We start from the raw sequence: 19,374 nt of genomic DNA on the forward strand, positions 1-19,374 counted from the left end.
TTCACGTCAATTGATGACTCTGACCTCGACAAAACCGCTGTCCGAGGTCCCATCACCATTGTTGACTTCGACGCGAAGCGAGACCTGTTCCGTCACGCGCATCGGCCTGAAATGAGTCTGGTGTTGCCCGCGCTGATCAGTAGCGCTTATGTAGGGTTGCAACCCGTTGAGGGAAACGAAGATTCTGCGACCCGGCATTGGCTCCCGCGATTCCCTGGCCACGATTAGTGCCGTCAGGGTTACGTAGGTCTCAACTGGAACGGGATTTGGCGAGGCAGTCACTGAGGCCACTGCCGCAGGAAGTTCCTCATTGACAGTCGTCAACAAACTTGCCACCTCCCAGCCACTCCGACCTCCTTTTACCGTTGCCGATAACGAGGCCTCCCCCGACACCGTCAAGGTAAAACGAACCGTCGCCCTGCCATCGTCCCCCGTCATTGTTTCCGGCAATGGCGTATCGTCGTACTCCCACATCACTTCGACATTGGCCAATGGTTCCCCAGTGATTGCCGACACCACCAGCGCCTGTGCTGTCATCTGTTGCCCCGGATAACCGGAGAGAGAGTCGCTGAGCAGTTCTTTGATTTCTCGAGGCTCGTGCAGAAAAAACGGCAACGAAATCGACTCCGAATATTGCTCACCACCCACCGTGGCGGTCAGTTGCGCCGCTCCCGGTGTCGTGGGCACAAACCGAACCCGCGCCTCGCCATGGAAATTGGTCGTGGTGGTCACCTCGCCAAGGTCCGGACTGTGCCAAAGGACCTTCATCCCAGCCATAGGCCTGCCACTGATAGCGGAAACAAGCGTGATCTGCTCCGACACAGCCTCGCCCCACAACAGCGTCTGACTGCTTCGCGAACGTTCCGCAATTTTCACCGTCTGTTTGCCCTGCCCCAGAGACATTGCAATAACAGGAGACAAACGCGCCAACCGAGCAGAGGAAAAGAGCAAGGCAAAACTCCCATCCATGACGTCGCTTGCCTCAAACTGATAGGTCATTCCAGCGCCTGAAAACAACCGGGGTTCACCCAGACGTGGTTCCTTAAAGCGTATGCCTAGCTTCGTCGGCCCGGTGCCCGTCATTCCCAATGTCAGGTATTGATCAAGCAAGGCGTTGCCATCCGTGACTCTCACGCGCAGGTTGTGCTGACCATTGCGCCGCGGGAACTCAGTGCTTTGCCCCAACGGCTTGAATGGCCTGGAGTCGAAACTGTATTCAAACCCGGCCCACGGATCCTCCGCCAGCGATACGACTTTCATCGAGCGACTTTCTTCGAAACCGTCATAAGGGCTGCGAATCGACGCGGTCACCACCTGCTCACCTGGGATGTCTGGCACAACGGGAAAACCACTCCAGCCGTCGGCGCCCGTCGTATGCTCCTTGGTGTTGCCGTCCACCGTCCATTGAACAGGTATTTGATCCAAAGCCAGATCGGGGAGAAAGGGGGAGCTTACTTTCAGCCACATCCACGCTGGCTCTTGTCCAATGACCGGATCCACCGCAGTTCCGCGTGCGTCCTCAATCGTGATTTTATTGTGGGCCAGGGACATTTTGTTAACGTCGCTCGAGCCAGAGGGACTGGTGAAATAAATATTGAACACCCCGGGGTGCGTACTTTTTGAACAGTCCAGCGTCCAGGAAAACCCGCTGTCATCTACGATATTTACGCTTTTCGGTGGTGGGTTCAATGCGATTCCAAGCTCTTCGGCCGAGCTTCCACTCCATACCAGATCGATGGCGAGACCCACCAAGGGACTCAGCGCATTTGTACGGAAGATATAGCGATGCACAGCGCCAATACACGGAAAGAGCGGCTGCCCTCTCAGGTCGGTCAGTTGATCCAGGACCACGGTCATTTCGTCATGAATGTCGGTTGATAACAGTCGGCAAAAAAACTCTCGATCCACGAGAGTGTCGGTCATCAACTGCACCTCGAAAATACTGCTGGTACTTCCAATACGATCAGAACTGAACGTCCATTCCAGTTCCTCCCCTTCGCGCAATATTTTGGGTACGCCCAGGTCGCCCACCTCCAGACCGATCTCCGGTTTTTCATCCCGCCATTCAAGCGTGATTGCCTGGCCAATCAGCGGGCTGTCAGCAAGCGCGCGGACCGCCAGGATATGCGTCTGGCCCCGCTTGCAAACGATTCCTGCCTGGGTAGGTCGCCCGCCATCAAAGGTGATGCTGATCTTGTCTTTCCACTCGTCGCGTTCAAACGCCGTAACAAAAAACAGGTGTTCATCTACCGGTCCGCCTTCGTAGGCACTGACCCTTGCGCTGACTGGCTCGTTGTTCAAAGCCGTCAAGGGCTGGTAGTACAGGCTGGCCCAGCCCCCACTGCCGGTACGAGACGTGACAATACTCTCGGGTGTCTGCCAGTCGACCAGCGCATCAATCACTGGCTCACCGGCCCCCTTGTCGGTGACATGCACCACCTGCACCCGCATCAATGTCTTTCCAGAGTCCTCGACTACCGGCGAAAGGTTCGGTCCGCGCGTGTCAACGATCCTGACCTTGTTGCGCGCCAGCGACATGGGTTTACGCGGCGATGGCAACAACAGCTTCGAGCAGACCAGTGACAGTCCAAAGCGGCCGTCGAGCCAGTCCTCGCAGGCCAGCGTCCAGACAGTATCGTCCCCATCGAAGGCGACCGGTTGCTTGAGGGGCGGGGCGATCGTGACCTTCAGCTCTTCATATCCGACGCCGCTCCAGTGCAACGACAGGGCAGTCCCCAGCAAAGCACTGCCGACCGGCCAATGCACGACGAAGGGATAATCGGTGCCACGATTGGGATAGCCGGTTACATTCCAGAGGGTAACTTGCTCCTCGACAACGCAACGCAACTCGTTCCAGGGATCGGTTTGCAGCACTGTCACCGGAAATTCGTGAGTCACCTCGCCACTGGCGTAGTAAGGGCTGTCGACCGACGCCGTGATGACAAATTTGCCCGCTTGCTCAGGGACAAAATCGAAGTACACCCAACCCTGTTCATTGGTAGTGCCGGTGCCCAGCAATCCCTGCGCTGCACTCGTCCACCTGACCTGCCGGTCATCAAGCGCCTGACTGGTGTAGAACGAGATGACTTGCACGCCCAACTGGACACTTTGTTTCAATTCCAGAACGGGGTAATAAGCCGCTTCCTGCACGTTGCGGATAGCCAGACGGTGATGTCCCAACGACACATCGATTACATAAGGTTCAGCGTTGTACTGATTAACCAGGCTGATCGAGAAGTCGTGACTTTTTTCTTCACCGATTACCGGGCAGTCGAGTACCCAACGCGACGTCAGTTCATGTTCGACGCCCCAATCAGGGGTGGCCTTAACCGCTTCCATCGGGTTACCGTGCTGGATCAAGGCAGTTTTGGTATCCAGCCAGGCGTTGCCTGGCACAGGTTTAACGGACAGATTGTGCGGCATGTAAAGTGGGTTGCCCTGGCCGCTACCGAGCGAGGCCCCCAGGCACAGATACACGGTTGAACCCGGTGCCAAGGTTTGTTCATCCAGATCTATTTCCTTGAGTTCCAATGCCTCCAGCTTCAATTGGAGGTCAATGTGAGTGATGCAGACTGACGAGCGATTATCTGGCGGATTGGCCGGAACACCGTTGACCTCCACGGTTATCTTGTCACCGCTGACCAAGCCAAAAGGATCCAGTGAGGCCTCATAGTAAAGCGGCTCGAAAACCAGCGGCTGCCCCTCCGCCAGGCGTGCCTGATCTTGCTCGGGGTCGCGATCGTGCCCCTCGACAAGTTCCAGTCTCAGCAGTTCGTCATCACCATTGAGGATGCGCAAACAGCCTGGTTGTCCCGACCATTGCGCCCCTTTGCGCAGCTCGCACAGAAACGAAAACCGGTAACTCGCGTTGGCAGCGGATGTTTTAGGGAGCGTAATGACCTGAGTGGCCGAGCCCCCGGCATTTAGCTCCATAAATGCGGTTAACCACCCTTCATACATTTCACTGCCCCGGCCGACGATTCCTTTACGCCTCCACTCACTGAGCGCCTCGGTGAAATAACCATTGCGTACCAGACTTTCATTCGCCTGGATGGCGGGTTCAGTCATGACTGCTCACTCCTTTGCCGGGCCTATTCAGGCCAGGGGTTTCAGCCTGGGTGACCAGATCTGCGACTTTTTGCTCGAAGGTGGGTTCACCAGGCTTGGCGGTATAGCGAATACGCATAATGATGTCGGGCAACGACTGAAGCATGCCGGCTTGCGGTTGTTTCTTCGGCCAAGGGAAAGTCAGTCTCCAACGAGAGATCACACCAGTGTTTTCAAACGGATTGAGCAACCCTTCATCAGGTTTCACGTGGGTCATGCCGTCGTCGGCAATCCCCTTCGACAACGCGATCTGCTGGGCGCTGCGCAGGTTGATCAGCACATCCAGAGGCGCTACCCCTGAAGGGTCATGCAAATACTGCACAGACTGCGTGGTTGGCCGGGTAGCCGTCATGCTGCTGATCTGGAGCAAGGTCGCCCGCACATCTTCGAACGGTCCGGTCAGCACGGGCAGATCGATCTCTACCGCACTGATCTGCCGGCAGAAATGGCCCGGGTAATCACGATCAAACAGCAGTTGGGTCAGTTTGAATTCGAGCACGCCCGTTTCGCGCAGTTGCTGCAACGCTTGCGCCCAGTCGGCAATGCCGGCTTGACGATCGATCGAATCCTCGAACAACTGCCGCAAGGAGATGGTTTTTACCAATTCCAGGCGCCGCTCCCGGCTTTGCACGTATTTTTGCTCAAGACCCATCATGAAGTGACGCAGTTGGTCACCGGCGGTCAGACCATAGCGGTGATCGAGCCAGACCTGAGGCAAGGGTGCTTGTGCATCGTAGTCTCCGGTTTCGGCAGCCAGCGAGGCCTGAGCGCTGAGGCACAGACTGATGACCGCATCGTAGGCCTGATAATGGAGCGCCTTGAGCTGACCAAGCATCCAGTCAAATAACTCGGCGTTGGCCGCGCGTTTTTTCAGGTAGTTGAACACCGTCAATACCTGGCTGTTGGCCCTCACGGCCTGTTCCAGGCTGGTTCGTGCCGCGCTGACCGCGTGGCCCTGCGCAACAATCTGCGCATCGATGGCACGCACTTCCGCCAACGCCTGATTGCGTTGCAGTGCCCAGTCACCGCGGCGCCGACGGTATCCTTCAGTGGTGGCCTGTCGGTCGGCGTCGATTTGCAGCAATGACGAATTGACCTCCAAGGCAAAAGCAGCGGCATCCAGCGCATGCTCGGGTTTGAAGCCGCCATTGGACATGCCAAAGATTTTTGGCAACGCCGCGACGACGCCTCCTGCGGTTTTCAGGATCCTGGATTGCAACGCCAGGGATTTCGACTGGCTCAGGCTTGCCATGACCTGATACTCGATGGCAGAAACGTTTTCGTCGTAACGCGCTGCGTAAGCGCTGGCCCGCTCTTGCGCCAGTGCCCGGTTCTGCTGCAGCGCCGTCACAGAGGCCTCCAACTGGGCGATGGACTGTTCCTGAAGCGTCTGGGCATAGTGACCCAGTTCGACCAGATGACTTTGCTGCAACTCTTCCTGTTCGGCGCGATCGCGGCGCTCCAGCAGACTGAGTACCTGATTGCCGTACTCCTGCAATGCCTGCACCGCTCGCAATGCGACTTCGAATGTCACGCGCCAACGGAAAGCATTGACCACCAGTCGCCCGCCCATCGGTCTCGGCCCGGCCGCGCCACCGGCCGCCAGATCGCGCAGCAATTGATTCGGGTCCGTGGGCGGACTGAACAGCAGAATGTACAAGGGCGTGCCGTCGAGAGTGAGATTGTTACGCAAGTTATGCAGCCGAAGTTCAGGCGCGGCAAACAGGTCAAGCAGCCTTTGATTGATGGGAATTTTAAAGGGCTCGCACCCCAGCAACCCGAGCATCGGCGGTATGTCGGAGGCGGCGGGATAGTCCTCCAGACTGAAGTCCAGCTCCTGTTCCAAGGCTTCGAGCCAGGGCCGCGAGGCGCTTTGGGCCAGGAGGCTTGCAACCGTGTCGGTTTTCCAGCGGGTGGCCGTGTTGGCGGTAGGCGCCTTGCCCATCAGAAAGCCGGCCTGGACGTAGCACAACTTGGCCGCCACCAGACTGTCACGGGTCAGTTGCCGGTAATACCAGTCGCCCCAGGCCATCAGGTTTTTCACGTATTCGGTGAACATCAGGATCTGGAAATGCGCCGGCGCCGCATAGCCAATAGCATCCGGATCCGTGGGGTTCTGGCTCTCACACCCAGGATCCCCGGAACCCTTTTTGACGTCCAGAGGCCGGCAACGCCAGTACGCTGGTTTCGGATTGGGAAAGGCTGGATCGTCGAGCGGGTCGGCAGGCGCCTGGGGATCGAACACGTAGTGTAGCCAGCGTTGCGCCTCCCGGAAGCGATCTTCATCGCGCAAGCGCGTCGCCATCAAATGCGGCAGGTGAAAAAACAGCTCATAGAAGCACAAACCATTGGCGCCGTTGAAGGCACCATTGGGTTCATCGACACTATGTCCGACCGGCGCAGGCTCCTGAATGAACTGCAGGTGCCAGTCCAGTACAGCATCGACGGAAATATGCGAACTGCGCACCAACTCCGAGCCAAACAATGAGTTGAGCCGGACAAACTTCAGCTTCAGCTTATCCTGATTGAAGGATAGAAACTGTGCAGCATCGACGCTGTTTTTGTGCAGCGTCACTGGGACGAAGTCCAGCAGATCGATGACCGTCAGATCAAACAGCTTTACTCCCAGCGCGGCAGTGGAGGATCCAAATGAAAAAGTGCTCGGATTCGGCCATGTGCTTTCGTCCCGCTTGAAGGTCAGCGGCTCGGTGACCCAGCCGCCCGCCTGATCGAAATTCATCTTTATCGGTGCCGGGTCTCCACCCGCTGGCAGCAGCAGCTCGAGTGTCAGCTCTTGCTGCCCGGAGGGCAGCCCCGTAGGCCAGCAAAAACCACGCACGGTCAGTACATCTTTTTCACGCTTGTCAACCTCATCAAATACCCGCAGAGCCGTCACTTGCAGACCCAGGTACGGTGTGAGGCTACCCGCAGGCTTCGTACGGGTTATCACCGGCACTTGACTGTTCAGCGAATGTTGCACGGTTTCGCGACTGATGAATCGATTCAACGCCTGCGCCAGCCAGTCGCCGGGATCATAGGGATCGGGGCGCATCAGCACGTCGTAAACCGCATGCACCCAGAAGTCTGCAAGCTTTACCTCAGTAAACCTGCCCGTCATCAAAATACCCAGCTTGCCCTTGGGATTCAGGTAATCGATGCGCACGCTCGCAATCAAGCGTGTGCCCGGCGCAAGTGCATGATCGTGCTCCGAGCTGTGAACATTCAACGGCGGCGACCATTGGCCACTCTGCGTCTTGAACGCCAGGTTGATATCCAGTTTGTACGGGACAGAATCCGTCTCTTCCCGAGCGATGACTTTGTCGCGCCACTGCGCCCAGACCAGGCACAGGCGGCCATTCCAGAACACCGGGCGGACATCCAGCACCTGGTCGGCAGTCGGGATATCCACCGCTTGCCATTCACTCCAGGCCGCCGGATTGACCGCCGTGCTGGTGGTACCCAGTTCAATCTCGGCCTTGCGCCAGAAATACTGGAACGGCTGCACTCGCTGGCGCCCGACAAAGTAATAATCGGCTCTGGCAGGCGTCGTCCCGTCCATGTAGCAACTGATCACGTCCAGGTCGCAGGTTTGCTCGAATTCCTGCAGATATTCCTGCAATGCCGCCTGCACGGAATCGTCGCTCAAGCGCGCCTGGTTGAGGTTGTTTTCCAGATTCTTGAACAGGCTGGTCTTGCGCAGACGCACAAACGGATTGATGAAGTTTTCCGGGTAGCACGCAATCATCTGCACTGCTGCCCAGTCGGGGTAGTTGTTATAGAGTTCCCATTCGAGCAAGTGACGCTTGTCGAACTCCTGCTTCTCAAATCCGGGTTCCAGCTTGCGATAGACCGCATGGATGTACTGCTGAGCACAACTCGTTGCTTCGGCCACCCACGAGCTCTGCACCTGGTAAGTATCCAGCGGATCCATGCGCAGCAATTCGAACAGATCTGCCGGCGTTCTCAGGAAAGGATAATGCTCTCTGCCCGCTCTGCCGATGCAATATTCAAGCAGCGCCGAACGGCGTTTTTCCAGCAGCTCCCTAAGGTTGCTCACTGTCATGATCCAGCTCCTGAGTTATGACCCGGAAACAAACATTTGTCAGGCGATCGCGCTTACTCGGGGTTCGACGGAGCGTCGAATTTGATGGGGTCGACGAAATTTCTTTCGGCGTCACCCGCCTGAGTGCGGACTTTAAAAGTGAACGTGCCGCCCGACGCGCTGGACACAAAAACCCGCGTGAGTCCCTGGTGATCGGTGAACCCCTGCGATGGCCGAATCGTTGCGCCATTGATTTTTGAAGGCGGAGTGCTTTGCCCAAACCATTCCACCAGCGAGTTTTGCCCGCGGTTCCCATAGTCGTCTTCCAGCACCGCGTAGAGTTCGACTTCCTGCCCGGCAGGCACGTCCGTCAAAGGAGTCGGCGACAGTTCGGCAAGCGGAAAAGAGAACGAAGAGTGATCGGTGGTGATCTCGACAGGCCGCGCGTACTGCGGCTCGAACAAGTCCAGCCATAACAGTGGCGTGTCAATGCCCATGATCTTGCCGGGGGTAAACGTGGCAAGCAGTACTCCGTCCAGGTCGGTGTGGCCGGTTGCAATCGTGCCCAGAGTCGCCCGCCAGTAGACGTTGACGCCGCTTAGCGCCTTCCCTGCGGCGTTTTTGAGGGTCACTTTATAGGTGACTTTTTCCCCTGGCTTGTTGGCAACGACGGTACTGTCACCCACCACCTCGCAGACGATCGTGACCAACGCGTTGAGATCACCCGGCACTGGCATCAACGGTGCTCGCGCACCGGACGCGCCCAGCAGAGCAAGTTCGGCGGCATCGGCATAGGCTTGTTTGTCAATGGACTCGGGCAAATTGCCGATCAGGAAAATCGTCAGTGCATCCATGCCGGTTTCGCGGGACAGTTCTAGAACACGTATCAGAAAATCGAGCTGAGTGAGGTTTTTCAATACTTTGAGATCGGTGGAATCGATGCGGCTGACACACTCGCGCACCTCCTGCACGCTCCAGCCAAAAAAGTCAGCCAGCTTGATCGCAGCTGCCTGCCGCGCCAGCGCAGCGGCGTCACCCGTGACATACGGCAACGCATTGACCTGGCGCAGGTAATCCAACAGTTTCTGCGGCGGCTGGTCGCCCAGGGCGAAAGCACGGTTGAGTGTTGTCAGGTAATAGAGTGTGCGCACCGTCAACGCATACTTGTCCGACTGATCGAGCCAGGCGAGATAGCCGTAATCCAGATAGTCCTGCAACAGCTCGGCACTGAGTTCAAGCGTCAATACCACCTCGCTGCGTCGGCGCACTTCAGCCAACAGGTCGAGCAGCTTATTGGCATTGCGGCCAGAATTGCGGCCCGAGCCCACGGAACTCATCCCCCCCTGTTCATGCACAAGGTTAAGGAATTGAGGAACAGTAGCCTGTGCCCAGTACAAAATCGGTATGGCTTGCTCCACTCCCACTTCGGCATACACAGCCAGGGTCTCTCTGACCAGCGATGTCTGAGCATCGCGCATCTGCACCACCACGCTGACCATGATGTCGATGATGCTCTGACGCAGGATCGTATCGCTGAGACCCAAGGCATTGTCGACCGCCCAAGTGACTTTCGAGCGGACGATGGACAGGAAGTGCTCGGATGTCCCCTCCAGGTGCAATACCACGCCATTGGCGTCGACAATCGGGTTCAGGCCATCAGCGGATGTCGCTAGAAAATCGAGCCAGTCGACAGCACCGGCCGGCGGTACACCAGCCATCAGGAATACGCTGTTGGATAACAGGGTCGTTGGCAACAAATTGCGAACCTGCTCGAAAAACTGCAGGTCCTGTGTGGTGGGTTCCAGCGCCGGTTGCGCCGCAACGGCATGTTGCAGCACCCACAACACTGTCAAGTTGCCTTGCGCGCACCACTGCACGAAACTTTGCATGGCTTCGATCAGTTCCAGCGCATCCGGCAAATCCGCCGGCTCATCGTGAATGACAGGAATGCCCGCGAAGCGCTCAAGCCAGGCATCCCCGCCCAGCAGCGACAGCATCAGCACACCTTCGACCGGTGTGATGTTCAATAGCCGGGGCAGTTTCACCAGACGGTAAAAGCTCGAGATGATCGGCAAACTGCGCGGCAGCTTATCGGTTTGACCATGAGCCATGGCTACCGTGGCAGCCAGAAAGGCATAGGTCTGCAGGTCGATCGCCAGGCCACTGCACAGCTGGCTGACCGTCAAATCCACTTCGCCCGGCGTCGGCGTCACCGCAAACGTACCGTCGTCGAGCTTCAAGGACTCGCGATAACCCGCTTGATTATTGAAGACCTGGTCAAACGAGGAGAGCGATTCGCCCCGCCCGTAAACCGACAGATCACCGATAAACGCCGCGAAGTCCGCGGCCGGGCAGTCGTAGCGCTCGCGCAACGCCTGAAACAGCCCCAGTGCGTGCACGACGCCGCTCGATATATCCAGATCGGACGGAAGAAGTTTCGGTGAATTACCAAGCGCTGCTGCCCTGATGGCTGCCACCAATACAGCATCCACCTGGTCGAACGGCAATCCGGTCCAACTGGCCAGTCGCACCATTTGGTTTATCCGGTAATAACGACTGAAGCCGATTTCCTCATCCGGACTTTCGGTCAATCGATGGAACGATACGATCTCGTCGTCAATCCGCACCGCAGGTGACGTGCCGTTGTTGATGTAGACCGACCCTGAACGTTCACTCTCCGGAGCCGAGGGTTTCTGATCCGCAAATTTGACATTGGCTGAGCGCACCGGGGAAAAGTCTCGAATAGACAGCAAGGCTTCGATCTGCGAGCTGTCGAGCTTGGTGCGCTCGCCCAGAAACTTCACCTGATTGAGATTCCCGTACTTCTGGAGATTGTCGGTACCGAAGTTTCGGTTATAAAAAAGCTCCCGATCGTCAAACTGCTCACGCGCCTCCGTGAGCAATTGCCGCTGATAGGGCCCCAACCGCGTCGCATGGGCGAAACCGGCGCGGGTGTTGGGGCCACGGGCGTTGGCCTGAAGAAAATAGGGAAAAGTCAGGTCAGTCCGGTGCTCGAAATCCCCCACCGACAAGCCATGTGACTGCGCAATGCTGTCAATCGTGACCCAATGCTGGTAGTACGGCAGACCATTGGGATAGCGCGCCTCGATCAATCCATCTTCTATCGACACGGTTTCTGCGGACTCTGTATTTTCGTCGATGAACGCTTCCATTACTGCCACGATGATGTCGACCGACGAAACCGACTGATAGACCGCGTTGTAATCGACATTCAACGCCAACAGATCGGTGCGGCGACTGTGCAGCCGATACTTTTCTTCCGGGCTCTTGTTGTCGATACGGTCGCGAATCCACCGTAACAAGTCAATCAGATAGGCCACCGGCGAAGTGATCGACTCCAGTGCGTCCGGCGGGCACAGCAGCGCGAAATCGGTGCCGATCAAGCCTTGATAATCGGGGCCATTAACCATTGAAAGCAAACCGCTGCCATTGCGTGGTACGGCGGTCTTGCCAGTCAGCGTCTGCTCGATGAACTGTCGGCGCAGATACGTGGCCATACTGTTGGCCCCGCGTGCGAATCGCTGCGCGGCCTCCAGGTCGAGCTGATAATCGCTCCTCAGACCTTGGACGCCCTTTTCCACCAAAGGAAAAATCGATCCATTGTCTGTCAGGTAGGCCTTGAGTTTCGCCAGGCCGGTGTCATGTATTTGTTGCCCTTCACCAAACAATTCAGTAAACAATCGAAGAGCGGGACGACGCGGATCAGCCATGATCAGATTCCTTGAGGCAGCAACTGGCCCTGGCGGCTTGACGAAGCGCGTCAGGCTGCCTGTTCAATAAGTAAGATTGAGCGCTTGGGCCGCCGCCGTGTCTACTGTCAGTTCTGACAGGTTTAAAGACCGCTCATCGGAAATGTATCAACGATATTTCCCAGGCGCACGCGTGAGTTCGACTTCAAAGCGTGCGCTGACGACCCTGGCGGAAATCGTCTCGCCAGCCGCGCCGTCCGTAATGGTCTGCCTGAACCGATACCAGTTACCCCCCTCGGGGAGCGCCCTTATCGACTCGCCGCGCCATTGCCCACCGACAATGGCCAACTCCGGCGCCAGGAGCACCTCAGGGTTGTACCAGCTCACGAGGGTGCCGATGCCCTGACGGCCGCGACCGGCAAACTGCAACGGATGGACCACCCAGCTTCCCGGGGCCGGCTCGTCGAGGATGGGCAGAAAAATACCCAGCACAACCGCTCGGCGCGCTTCAACCGATTCGAAGGTATCCAGAGACGCGACAGCTTGCAGTTGGTAACGCCCTCCAGCCACCGCAGCGCAGTCGCACATCACCGACCAGGTGCGATCCTCACGCACAATGGTGCTGGCCAGCACTGAGCGCGCCCCCTCTGCCAGCGTCACCGTGACGGTGTCGCCAGGCACCCCGAAACCCGATACCACGGCTTGCCGTCCAATCGCTTCGCCCTCGACCGGAGTCTCGATAAAAGGCGCGGCCGGGACGACATCGAATGACATCCAATCGGTGCAAGCGGACTCGTGCACCGTGCCGTTGTCATCAAACGATTGCCGCACCCGGAGGGTATGGCTACCCACCGGCAACTCCACCTCGCGCCGCCAGAGACTGTTCCAGCCGACGGTAATATTGCGCTGCAACGGTTCGTCATCGCCATCGAGCCAGACGTCGACCCATCCTCCCGCCCTGCCGGTGCCTTCAAGCGCTGCCTCGCGAGCCAACTTGCCGCCAGCCTCCGGCGTGGTGATCCGCGGCGGCAACAGCACCACCTTCAAAGCATGGTTTTCGCTGCGCTCGGAATCGCGTGAGTCGAGTGTCTGTACGGCATAAACCGTGAACTGACCAAACTCCAGGTCGCTGAGCGTTATGCGCCACTCACCGCTGTTTTCCAGGTGCAGGGGATTTCCCACAGCCCGATCGAACAGAGCGTTGTACAACTGCATCGTGGCGAATTGCATACCGTTATTGCCGCAGATTTCAACGTCGCTCCCCACCTCGTCACCCGCCGCGGGTGCGGTGATGCGCGGTTTGAGCATGGGGATCTGGACGGTGAAGGTTGCGTCGGCCGCCAGCGAGTCTTGCTCAGCGAAACGCTGGGTGACGGAAACAGTGTGCACACCCGGGTCAAAATCTGTGGACCGTCTGAAGGTCCAGAGTTCACCTTGAACCGTTGCCGCGTAAGAGGTGGGGTCATCGCTGAACGTGATATTGACCGTAGCGCCCGGCCAGCAGGTACCTTTGAAAAACGGTGAAAGGCCCTCTTCGACTGGCGGTTCCAGGCCGGGAGCCAAAGGGGGAATGGTGACTTTGAGGACGACCCAGTTGGGCGACTCGTGCTCGTCGAGAACCTGCTTGATGTGAACTTCACGTTCGAACACAGGCCCCCAGACTGCCAACGCCTTGCTCGACCATTGGCCGCTGGCGACAACCACGGCGGGGGCTTCCAGATCGGCGCTATTGGGTTTGCGCGGTTGCACCGTGGCGCCGTTGTGACCCTTGCCGCTGAACGTGGGCTGGTAGTCCTTGGTGTAACCGACGTCGCTGACGTCGGGCAGGGCTTTTTCAACGTCGAGGGTCAAGGGCAGTGACTCGATCCAGCCGTTGGCCCCGTCGCCAATTTTCTGTATCACCTCCACTGTGTAGGAACCAAACGACCAGTCCGTCGCTGTCGTTTCCCACGTGCCGATCGCTTTAACAACGGCGTTGGGTGGTGCAGTGCCCGAACCGCTCTTTACAGCGAACTGCACTTGGGTTTCGCGGTCGGGGCTGTGATGACCCGTGCCGTTGAAAATTACCGTCCCGGCAGAGGAATACGTGACATCAGGTACGTCCAGCATCGGCGGACGAACCTTGAATCCTCTGGGCTCACCGACGTCGGTGGTGATAGTGGACAAGGATTGACGTGCAACAATCGAAAACGGACCAGGCGTCATGTCATTTTCGAACGACTCGATCTTCCAGGTGCTGTCACTCCTGACCTGTGCCTGACCGATTCTTATCGCATGGTTCAAATCTTTGAACACTTCGACATTGGCTCCCGGAACTCCAAAACCAGATATGGGACCACGCCGATCAGTCTCACTCGAGGGCACCGGTGCTTCGATGATAGGCAAACCCAGCAATACGAAGGTTTGCGCAAGTGTCCAGTCAGGCAAACCGCGGTGACCCGCGGTCATGTCAACCTGACCACCATTGGGGTAGTTCTTTGAATTGAAGTCCCCCTCCCAGGTCAAATCAGCCTCTACTTTGGCTGATGCGTGAAGAATACTTCCCCCTGGCTTCATGACGTCGATATCTCTTCCCGGTGTCCCCACTCCCTTGACCTTAAGAGCGGAGCCTGCCAAAAACACCGAACCCGGAGGCGGATAATCAATCTTGGGAGCAATGTAATGCTTGATTCTGATACGCCTGGACCGCGTTGAGGTTTCATTGCCGACTTGTTGCTCAGCGGATAAATATCCTTGCTCCATAGACGCGGGAAACCGGACAGTTGAAAACCAGCTCCCATCGCTGAACACATGCTCTACCCCGAGTTCAGACTCAGAGCCGTAGAACAGATAGATTCGGATTCTGCCGTCACGCAAACCATTGTAACCACTGATAACGAACGTATCAGGAACCTGGTCGCCGTCCTCCACGTTGGCAATGATCGGCGTCGCCGCCGGATAAACTTCAAGACCCCACCCCTCATGGGGTTCGACATCATTATTCGTCCCGTCATAATCGACCCGGATATTCATTCTGTTGCGCAGCCCTCCTGCTGCAGAGGAGCGATAGGGGACACTGATGACGTTTTCGTATAGATGCCACTGTGCGTCCTGGGACAGTGAATCGGGGGATTTAATCTCGCCGACTTCATGGGCATAAAGGTAGAGATCTATGTTGGCCCTGTTCCAGTTCCCATAACGCGTGGTCATCTTGTAACGCAGTGTTTTTACATAGAGCCGGGCGTTCTCAAATTTGTATTGACACTCCAGCTGAGTGGTCAATTGAGGAACACGGGGGTGCGTCTGGTGAATAGTCGTTGTCACCGCATCGTCCCACGAGACCTCTGAGAATGCCTCTTCTGCATTTATTTCCTCGAACGAGGCATCTGCCTGTGAAGTGCCGCTCACATCGCGTTTTGGCGGGTTACTTGTTTTATCAGGCAAAGATTCACTTTTCTCACTGTCATCAATGTTGTCGTTCATTTCGGTAAATCCGGGGTATGTATGACTGAGGCGCTGCAATCAACATAGGCGCATACCCATCCTGTTACTACTGTCAGATCTGACAGGTCAAAATACCGTTCGTCCGAAAGACGAAGCCGTGGTTATTCTGGTTCAGCACGAGCTGCGGTTTAAAGCCCCGGCCAGCAGTAAGTATTCCCACGTGTCTATACAGCAACGTCCTTCAGCCAGTCCTACACAATCACAGCGCCTTGTGCCTTTGCCTACACATCACTCAGAATCCGCCGGCTTGCGCGCCTTGCCGATGCCCCGTAACGTGATCCGTGCCGCTGCCAATCAGTGGTCGGGTTTAGTCGCCCGGGTCATGTGCATTGCGTATAAGCGTCATCCAGTCGGGTACTCCCTATCCCCGCACTCGATGGTGGCTGTTCGCAGGGCGCCCTTGGGCGCGCCGGTTTGTGCACTCCCGGCCGACTAACCTGCCTACAGCCGCCACCCCATTCGTTCGTTCAGGTCGCGACGAGGTAAACCGCGGCACCTGGCGATGGCGATCTATCAATTGAGCGAGACGGGTTTGTTGCTTGCGCAGAAGGCGCTGGGACACGAGCGGCGGTTACGCTGGCCTGGGCCTGGAAAGGCGTTGCCGGTACTGGCGCTTTCGCGAACAAGCCCGCTCCCACAGTTGCCTGCATTTCTACGGTTGCAAATGCGATTGAAGGTGGGAGGCGAGCCTGCTCGCGAAGCTTTAACGGTTATGCATCAGGCCGAGGCCGGCAGTGGCTGGAAGCTGAAATACTGGCGCAGCGCCCCGACCAGTTGCGCGTATTCTGCCGGCGGTTGTTGCAGGCTGAAACCGGCGTCGTAATGCAGTGGCGTGACGTCCTCGTGACACCACAGGCAACAGGCGGTCAAGTCGATGATTTGTTGGCAACCGTCGCCGCAAGGGATCTTCAAGCGCAATCGGAAATCCACGCCAACCCACATCGGCAGCGGACTGATCAGCATCAATCCGTCGTTGGACACGTTACCGAGAAAGCCGATGGGCTTGTCGGTAACGCTGTTGAACACTCTGAGGAAATACGGCAGTTGATGCCGTTCGATCCGGCGGTCGGTAAACATGCGCAGTTCGCCATGCAAGGCCCCGTCACGGAGCCGCACCTTTGCTTCGGAACGCGCCGGTGTGGCAGGCACGCTCTCCCCGCTTCCGGTGTGACGGTCGCGACATCGCCGTCACCTTACTACTGCCAGTTGCAGGTGTTGCCCCGGTTAGAGACCCGACTCTAAACCCGGTTCATTGGACTATAGCCCAGCTTGTACAAGCAGCCAGATTTTGTAGGACGAACCGATCAGAAACGGGTCGGCCGCACCACGGCTGCCGCGCTGCGGGTCGGGTAATGGCCCAGGCTCTGCAGGGTTTCCAGGCGCGCACGGGCGCGGTAGGCGTATTCACTGTTGGGGTACGAGGCGATGATGAACTGATAGGTCTGCACCGCGTCGATGAAAAGCTTCTGCCGCTCCAGGCACTGGCCGCGCATCATCGACACTTCCGGCCACACATACGGCCGGGCACGGCTGGCGCGCTCGACTTTGGACAGTTCGAGCATGACCTGCTCGCAATTGCCACGATCATAGGCGCTGTAAGCGTTGTTCAAATGATGGTTCATCGACCAACGGGTGCAGCCCGTGACGGCGAGAACGCTAAGGGCAAGGGCGGCAATGGGCAACAATCGCATGGGGGATCTCCTGTCTTGTGCTTTGTATCGACACCTGCACAGAAATCTTCAGTCAGCGATGAACGATGCAAAAGTATAGAAGGGAGTGCGACCGTGCCGGGAGCATCAGCGCTGAACATTCTGCGTCAACAAGGCCCCTGATCCACGAGGACACAAGGGCAATAAGTCGAACACTTTGAGTCTATTCAACCGTAAAACTACGGTGGGGTGACCATGCTGAGCTTTGATTACCTCTAACGAGTTTAGCCGTGATCGTATGCTGTCCTGTTGCCAGATTCTCCAGCGCTCCTGACCACAGACCATCGGCGGCGACCGTTGCCCGAAGCAGTTGAGTTCCTGCGACCTTGAAAACCTCTACGATATCGCCCGCTGGCTCTGCCGTCCCTGAAATCAGTGGTCGGCGCCCCACTTTTGCCCCCTCCACTGGTTCAATGATTACCGGAACGGGAAGATCGTTTTTTTCCGCAGTCATTTTCTTCATCTCCATATCCTCGTCAGTCATTGACGAGTGCCGGAGCATTACAACCATCCTGCTGACATCTGCCTACCTGACATAAATGACAGTCCCGACCAACGGTGTGTTTTTACGCCGAAGCACCTCAGCATGTTCGATAAGAAATAAAAACGAATAAGTAGTGCAAACGAACAATGACTACACCCTTCGAGCATAGTAGCCTCTGCCTGCGCTTGAACTCAGGAGTCTTTGCATGTCCGTCCGTCGTACCAAAATCGTCGCTACCCTTGGCCCGGCCAGTAACTCGCCGGAAGTTCTCGAACAGCTGATTCTGGCTGGCCTGGACGTCGCCCGTCTGAACTTCTCCCACGGCACCCCCGACGAGCACAAGGCTCGCGCGAAGCTGGTGCGTGATCTGGCGGCCAAGCACGGCCGCTTTGTCGCCCTGCTCGGTGACCTGCAAGGCCCGAAAATCCGTATCGCCAAATTCGCCAACAAAAAGATCGAGCTGAAGATCGGTGACAAGTTCACCTTTTCCACCAGCCATCCGTTGACCGAAGGCAACCAGCAAGTGGTCGGCATCGACTACCCGGATCTGGTCAAGGACTGCGGCGTCGGTGACGAGCTGCTGCTCGACGACGGCCGCGTGGTGATGCGCGTCGAAACCGCCACCGCCACCGAACTGCATTGCATCGTGACCATCGGCGGTCCGCTGTCCGACCACAAAGGCATCAACCGTCGCGGTGGCGGCCTGACCGCTCCGGCCCTGACTGAAAAAGACAAGGCCGACATCAAGCTTGCTGCCGAGATGGAAGTCGACTACCTCGCGGTGTCCTTCCCGCGTGACGCCGCCGACATGGAATACGCCCGTCAACTGCGCGACGAGGCCGGCGGTACCGCCTGGCTGGTGGCGAAGATCGAGCGCGCCGAAGCCGTGGCCGACGACGAAACCCTCGACGGCCTGATCAAGGCTTCTGACGCGGTAATGGTTGCCCGTGGTGACCTCGGTGTAGAGATTGGCGACGCCGAACTGGTGGGCATCCAGAAGAAAATCATTCTGCACGCACGCCGTCACAACAAAGCGGTGATCGTCGCGACCCAAATGATGGAGTCGATGATCCAGAACCCGATGCCGACCCGCGCCGAAGTGTCCGACGTGGCCAACGCCGTGCTCGACTACACCGACGCCGTGATGCTCTCGGCCGAATCCGCTGCGGGCCTGTACCCACTGGAAGCTGTGCAAGCGATGGCGCGCATCTGCGTCGGCGCGGAGAAGCACCCGACCGGCAAGACCTCCAGCCACCGCATCGGCAAGGAATTCACCCGCTGCGACGAAAGCATCGCACTGGCGACCATGTACACGGCCAACCACTTCCCGGGCGTGAAAGCGATCATCGCCCTGACTGAAAGTGGCTACACGCCGCTGATCATGTCGCGCATCCGTTCCTCGGTACCGATCTACGCCTACTCGCCACACCGCGAGACCCAGGCGCGCGCCGCGATGTTCCGTGGCGTGTACACCATCCCGTTCGATCCGGCTTCGCTGGAACCGCACGAAGTCAGCCAGAAAGCCATCGACGAGCTGGTCAAGCGCGGCGTGGTCGAGAAAGGCGACTGGGTCATTCTGACCAAGGGCGACAGCTACCACACCACCGGTGGCACCAACGGCATGAAGATTCTGCATGTCGGTGACCCGCAGGTCTGAGTGAACGTTTGCTGAAACGCGAAGCCCCGCCATGTGAATGGCGGGGCTTTTTGTTTTCTGATCCAGCAGAGGTCTTGACCGATCGTCCCCTTTCGCGAGCAAACCCGCTCCCACATCTGGAATGCATTCCAACCTGTGGGAGCGGGCTTGCTCGCGAAAGGGCCGGCCCGAACGACAAAGTT

The 19,374-nt window shown here is 57.6% G+C and carries 8 protein-coding genes; 1 reads left to right on the forward strand and 7 read right to left on the reverse strand.

The features are described 5' to 3' along the window. Window positions 1–6 precede the first annotated feature (6 nt). The 7 genes from HU755_RS14515 to HU755_RS14545 form a co-directional block, all read right to left on the reverse strand. The gene (locus HU755_RS14515; protein ID WP_186633728.1) at window positions 7–4,068 is read right to left on the reverse strand and encodes an Ig-like domain-containing protein; all 4,062 of its coding nucleotides are present in this window, start codon (window positions 4,066–4,068) and stop codon (window positions 7–9) included. Then, window positions 4,061–8,170 (reverse strand): neuraminidase-like domain-containing protein, encoded by a 4,110-nt coding sequence (locus tag HU755_RS14520; RefSeq protein ID WP_186633731.1) that lies wholly within the window; start codon window positions 8,168–8,170, stop codon window positions 4,061–4,063. Before HU755_RS14520 ends, HU755_RS14515 begins: the two co-directional genes overlap by 8 nt. Window positions 8,171–8,223: 53 nt before the next feature. Then, window positions 8,224–11,880: a Tc toxin subunit A gene (locus tag HU755_RS14525; protein ID WP_186633734.1), complete on the reverse strand. Its 3,657-nt coding sequence runs from the start codon at window positions 11,878–11,880 to the stop codon at window positions 8,224–8,226. 147 nt (window positions 11,881–12,027) lie between these two features. Next, window positions 12,028–15,321 carry a hypothetical protein gene (locus tag HU755_RS14530; protein ID WP_186633737.1) on the reverse strand — a complete coding sequence of 1,098 codons (3,294 nt, stop codon included), beginning with the start codon at window positions 15,319–15,321 and terminating at the stop codon, window positions 12,028–12,030. A gap of 738 nt (window positions 15,322–16,059) precedes the next feature. Continuing rightward, on the reverse strand, window positions 16,060–16,419 hold the full coding sequence (locus tag HU755_RS14535; protein ID WP_186621579.1) for a PilZ domain-containing protein: 360 nt from the start codon (window positions 16,417–16,419) through the stop codon (window positions 16,060–16,062). Between the two features lie 227 nt (window positions 16,420–16,646). Continuing rightward, window positions 16,647–17,033, reverse strand: coding sequence for a tol-pal system YbgF family protein (locus HU755_RS14540; RefSeq protein ID WP_186552220.1), 387 nt, complete (start codon window positions 17,031–17,033; stop codon window positions 16,647–16,649). 181 nt (window positions 17,034–17,214) lie between these two features. Then, on the reverse strand, window positions 17,215–17,535 hold the full coding sequence (locus HU755_RS14545) for a hypothetical protein (RefSeq protein ID WP_186633740.1): 321 nt from the start codon (window positions 17,533–17,535) through the stop codon (window positions 17,215–17,217). Between the two features lie 205 nt (window positions 17,536–17,740). Here HU755_RS14545 and pyk point away from each other — a divergent pair, with 205 nt between their 5' ends. Then, window positions 17,741–19,192 carry a pyruvate kinase gene (gene pyk / locus HU755_RS14550; RefSeq protein ID WP_123530057.1) on the forward strand — a complete coding sequence of 484 codons (1,452 nt, stop codon included), beginning with the start codon at window positions 17,741–17,743 and terminating at the stop codon, window positions 19,190–19,192. Window positions 19,193–19,374 lie beyond the last annotated feature (182 nt).

This window comes from Pseudomonas sp. SWRI111, from assembly GCF_014268555.1.
In the GTDB taxonomy this organism is placed as follows: Bacteria; Pseudomonadota; Gammaproteobacteria; order Pseudomonadales; family Pseudomonadaceae; genus Aquipseudomonas; species Aquipseudomonas hamedanensis.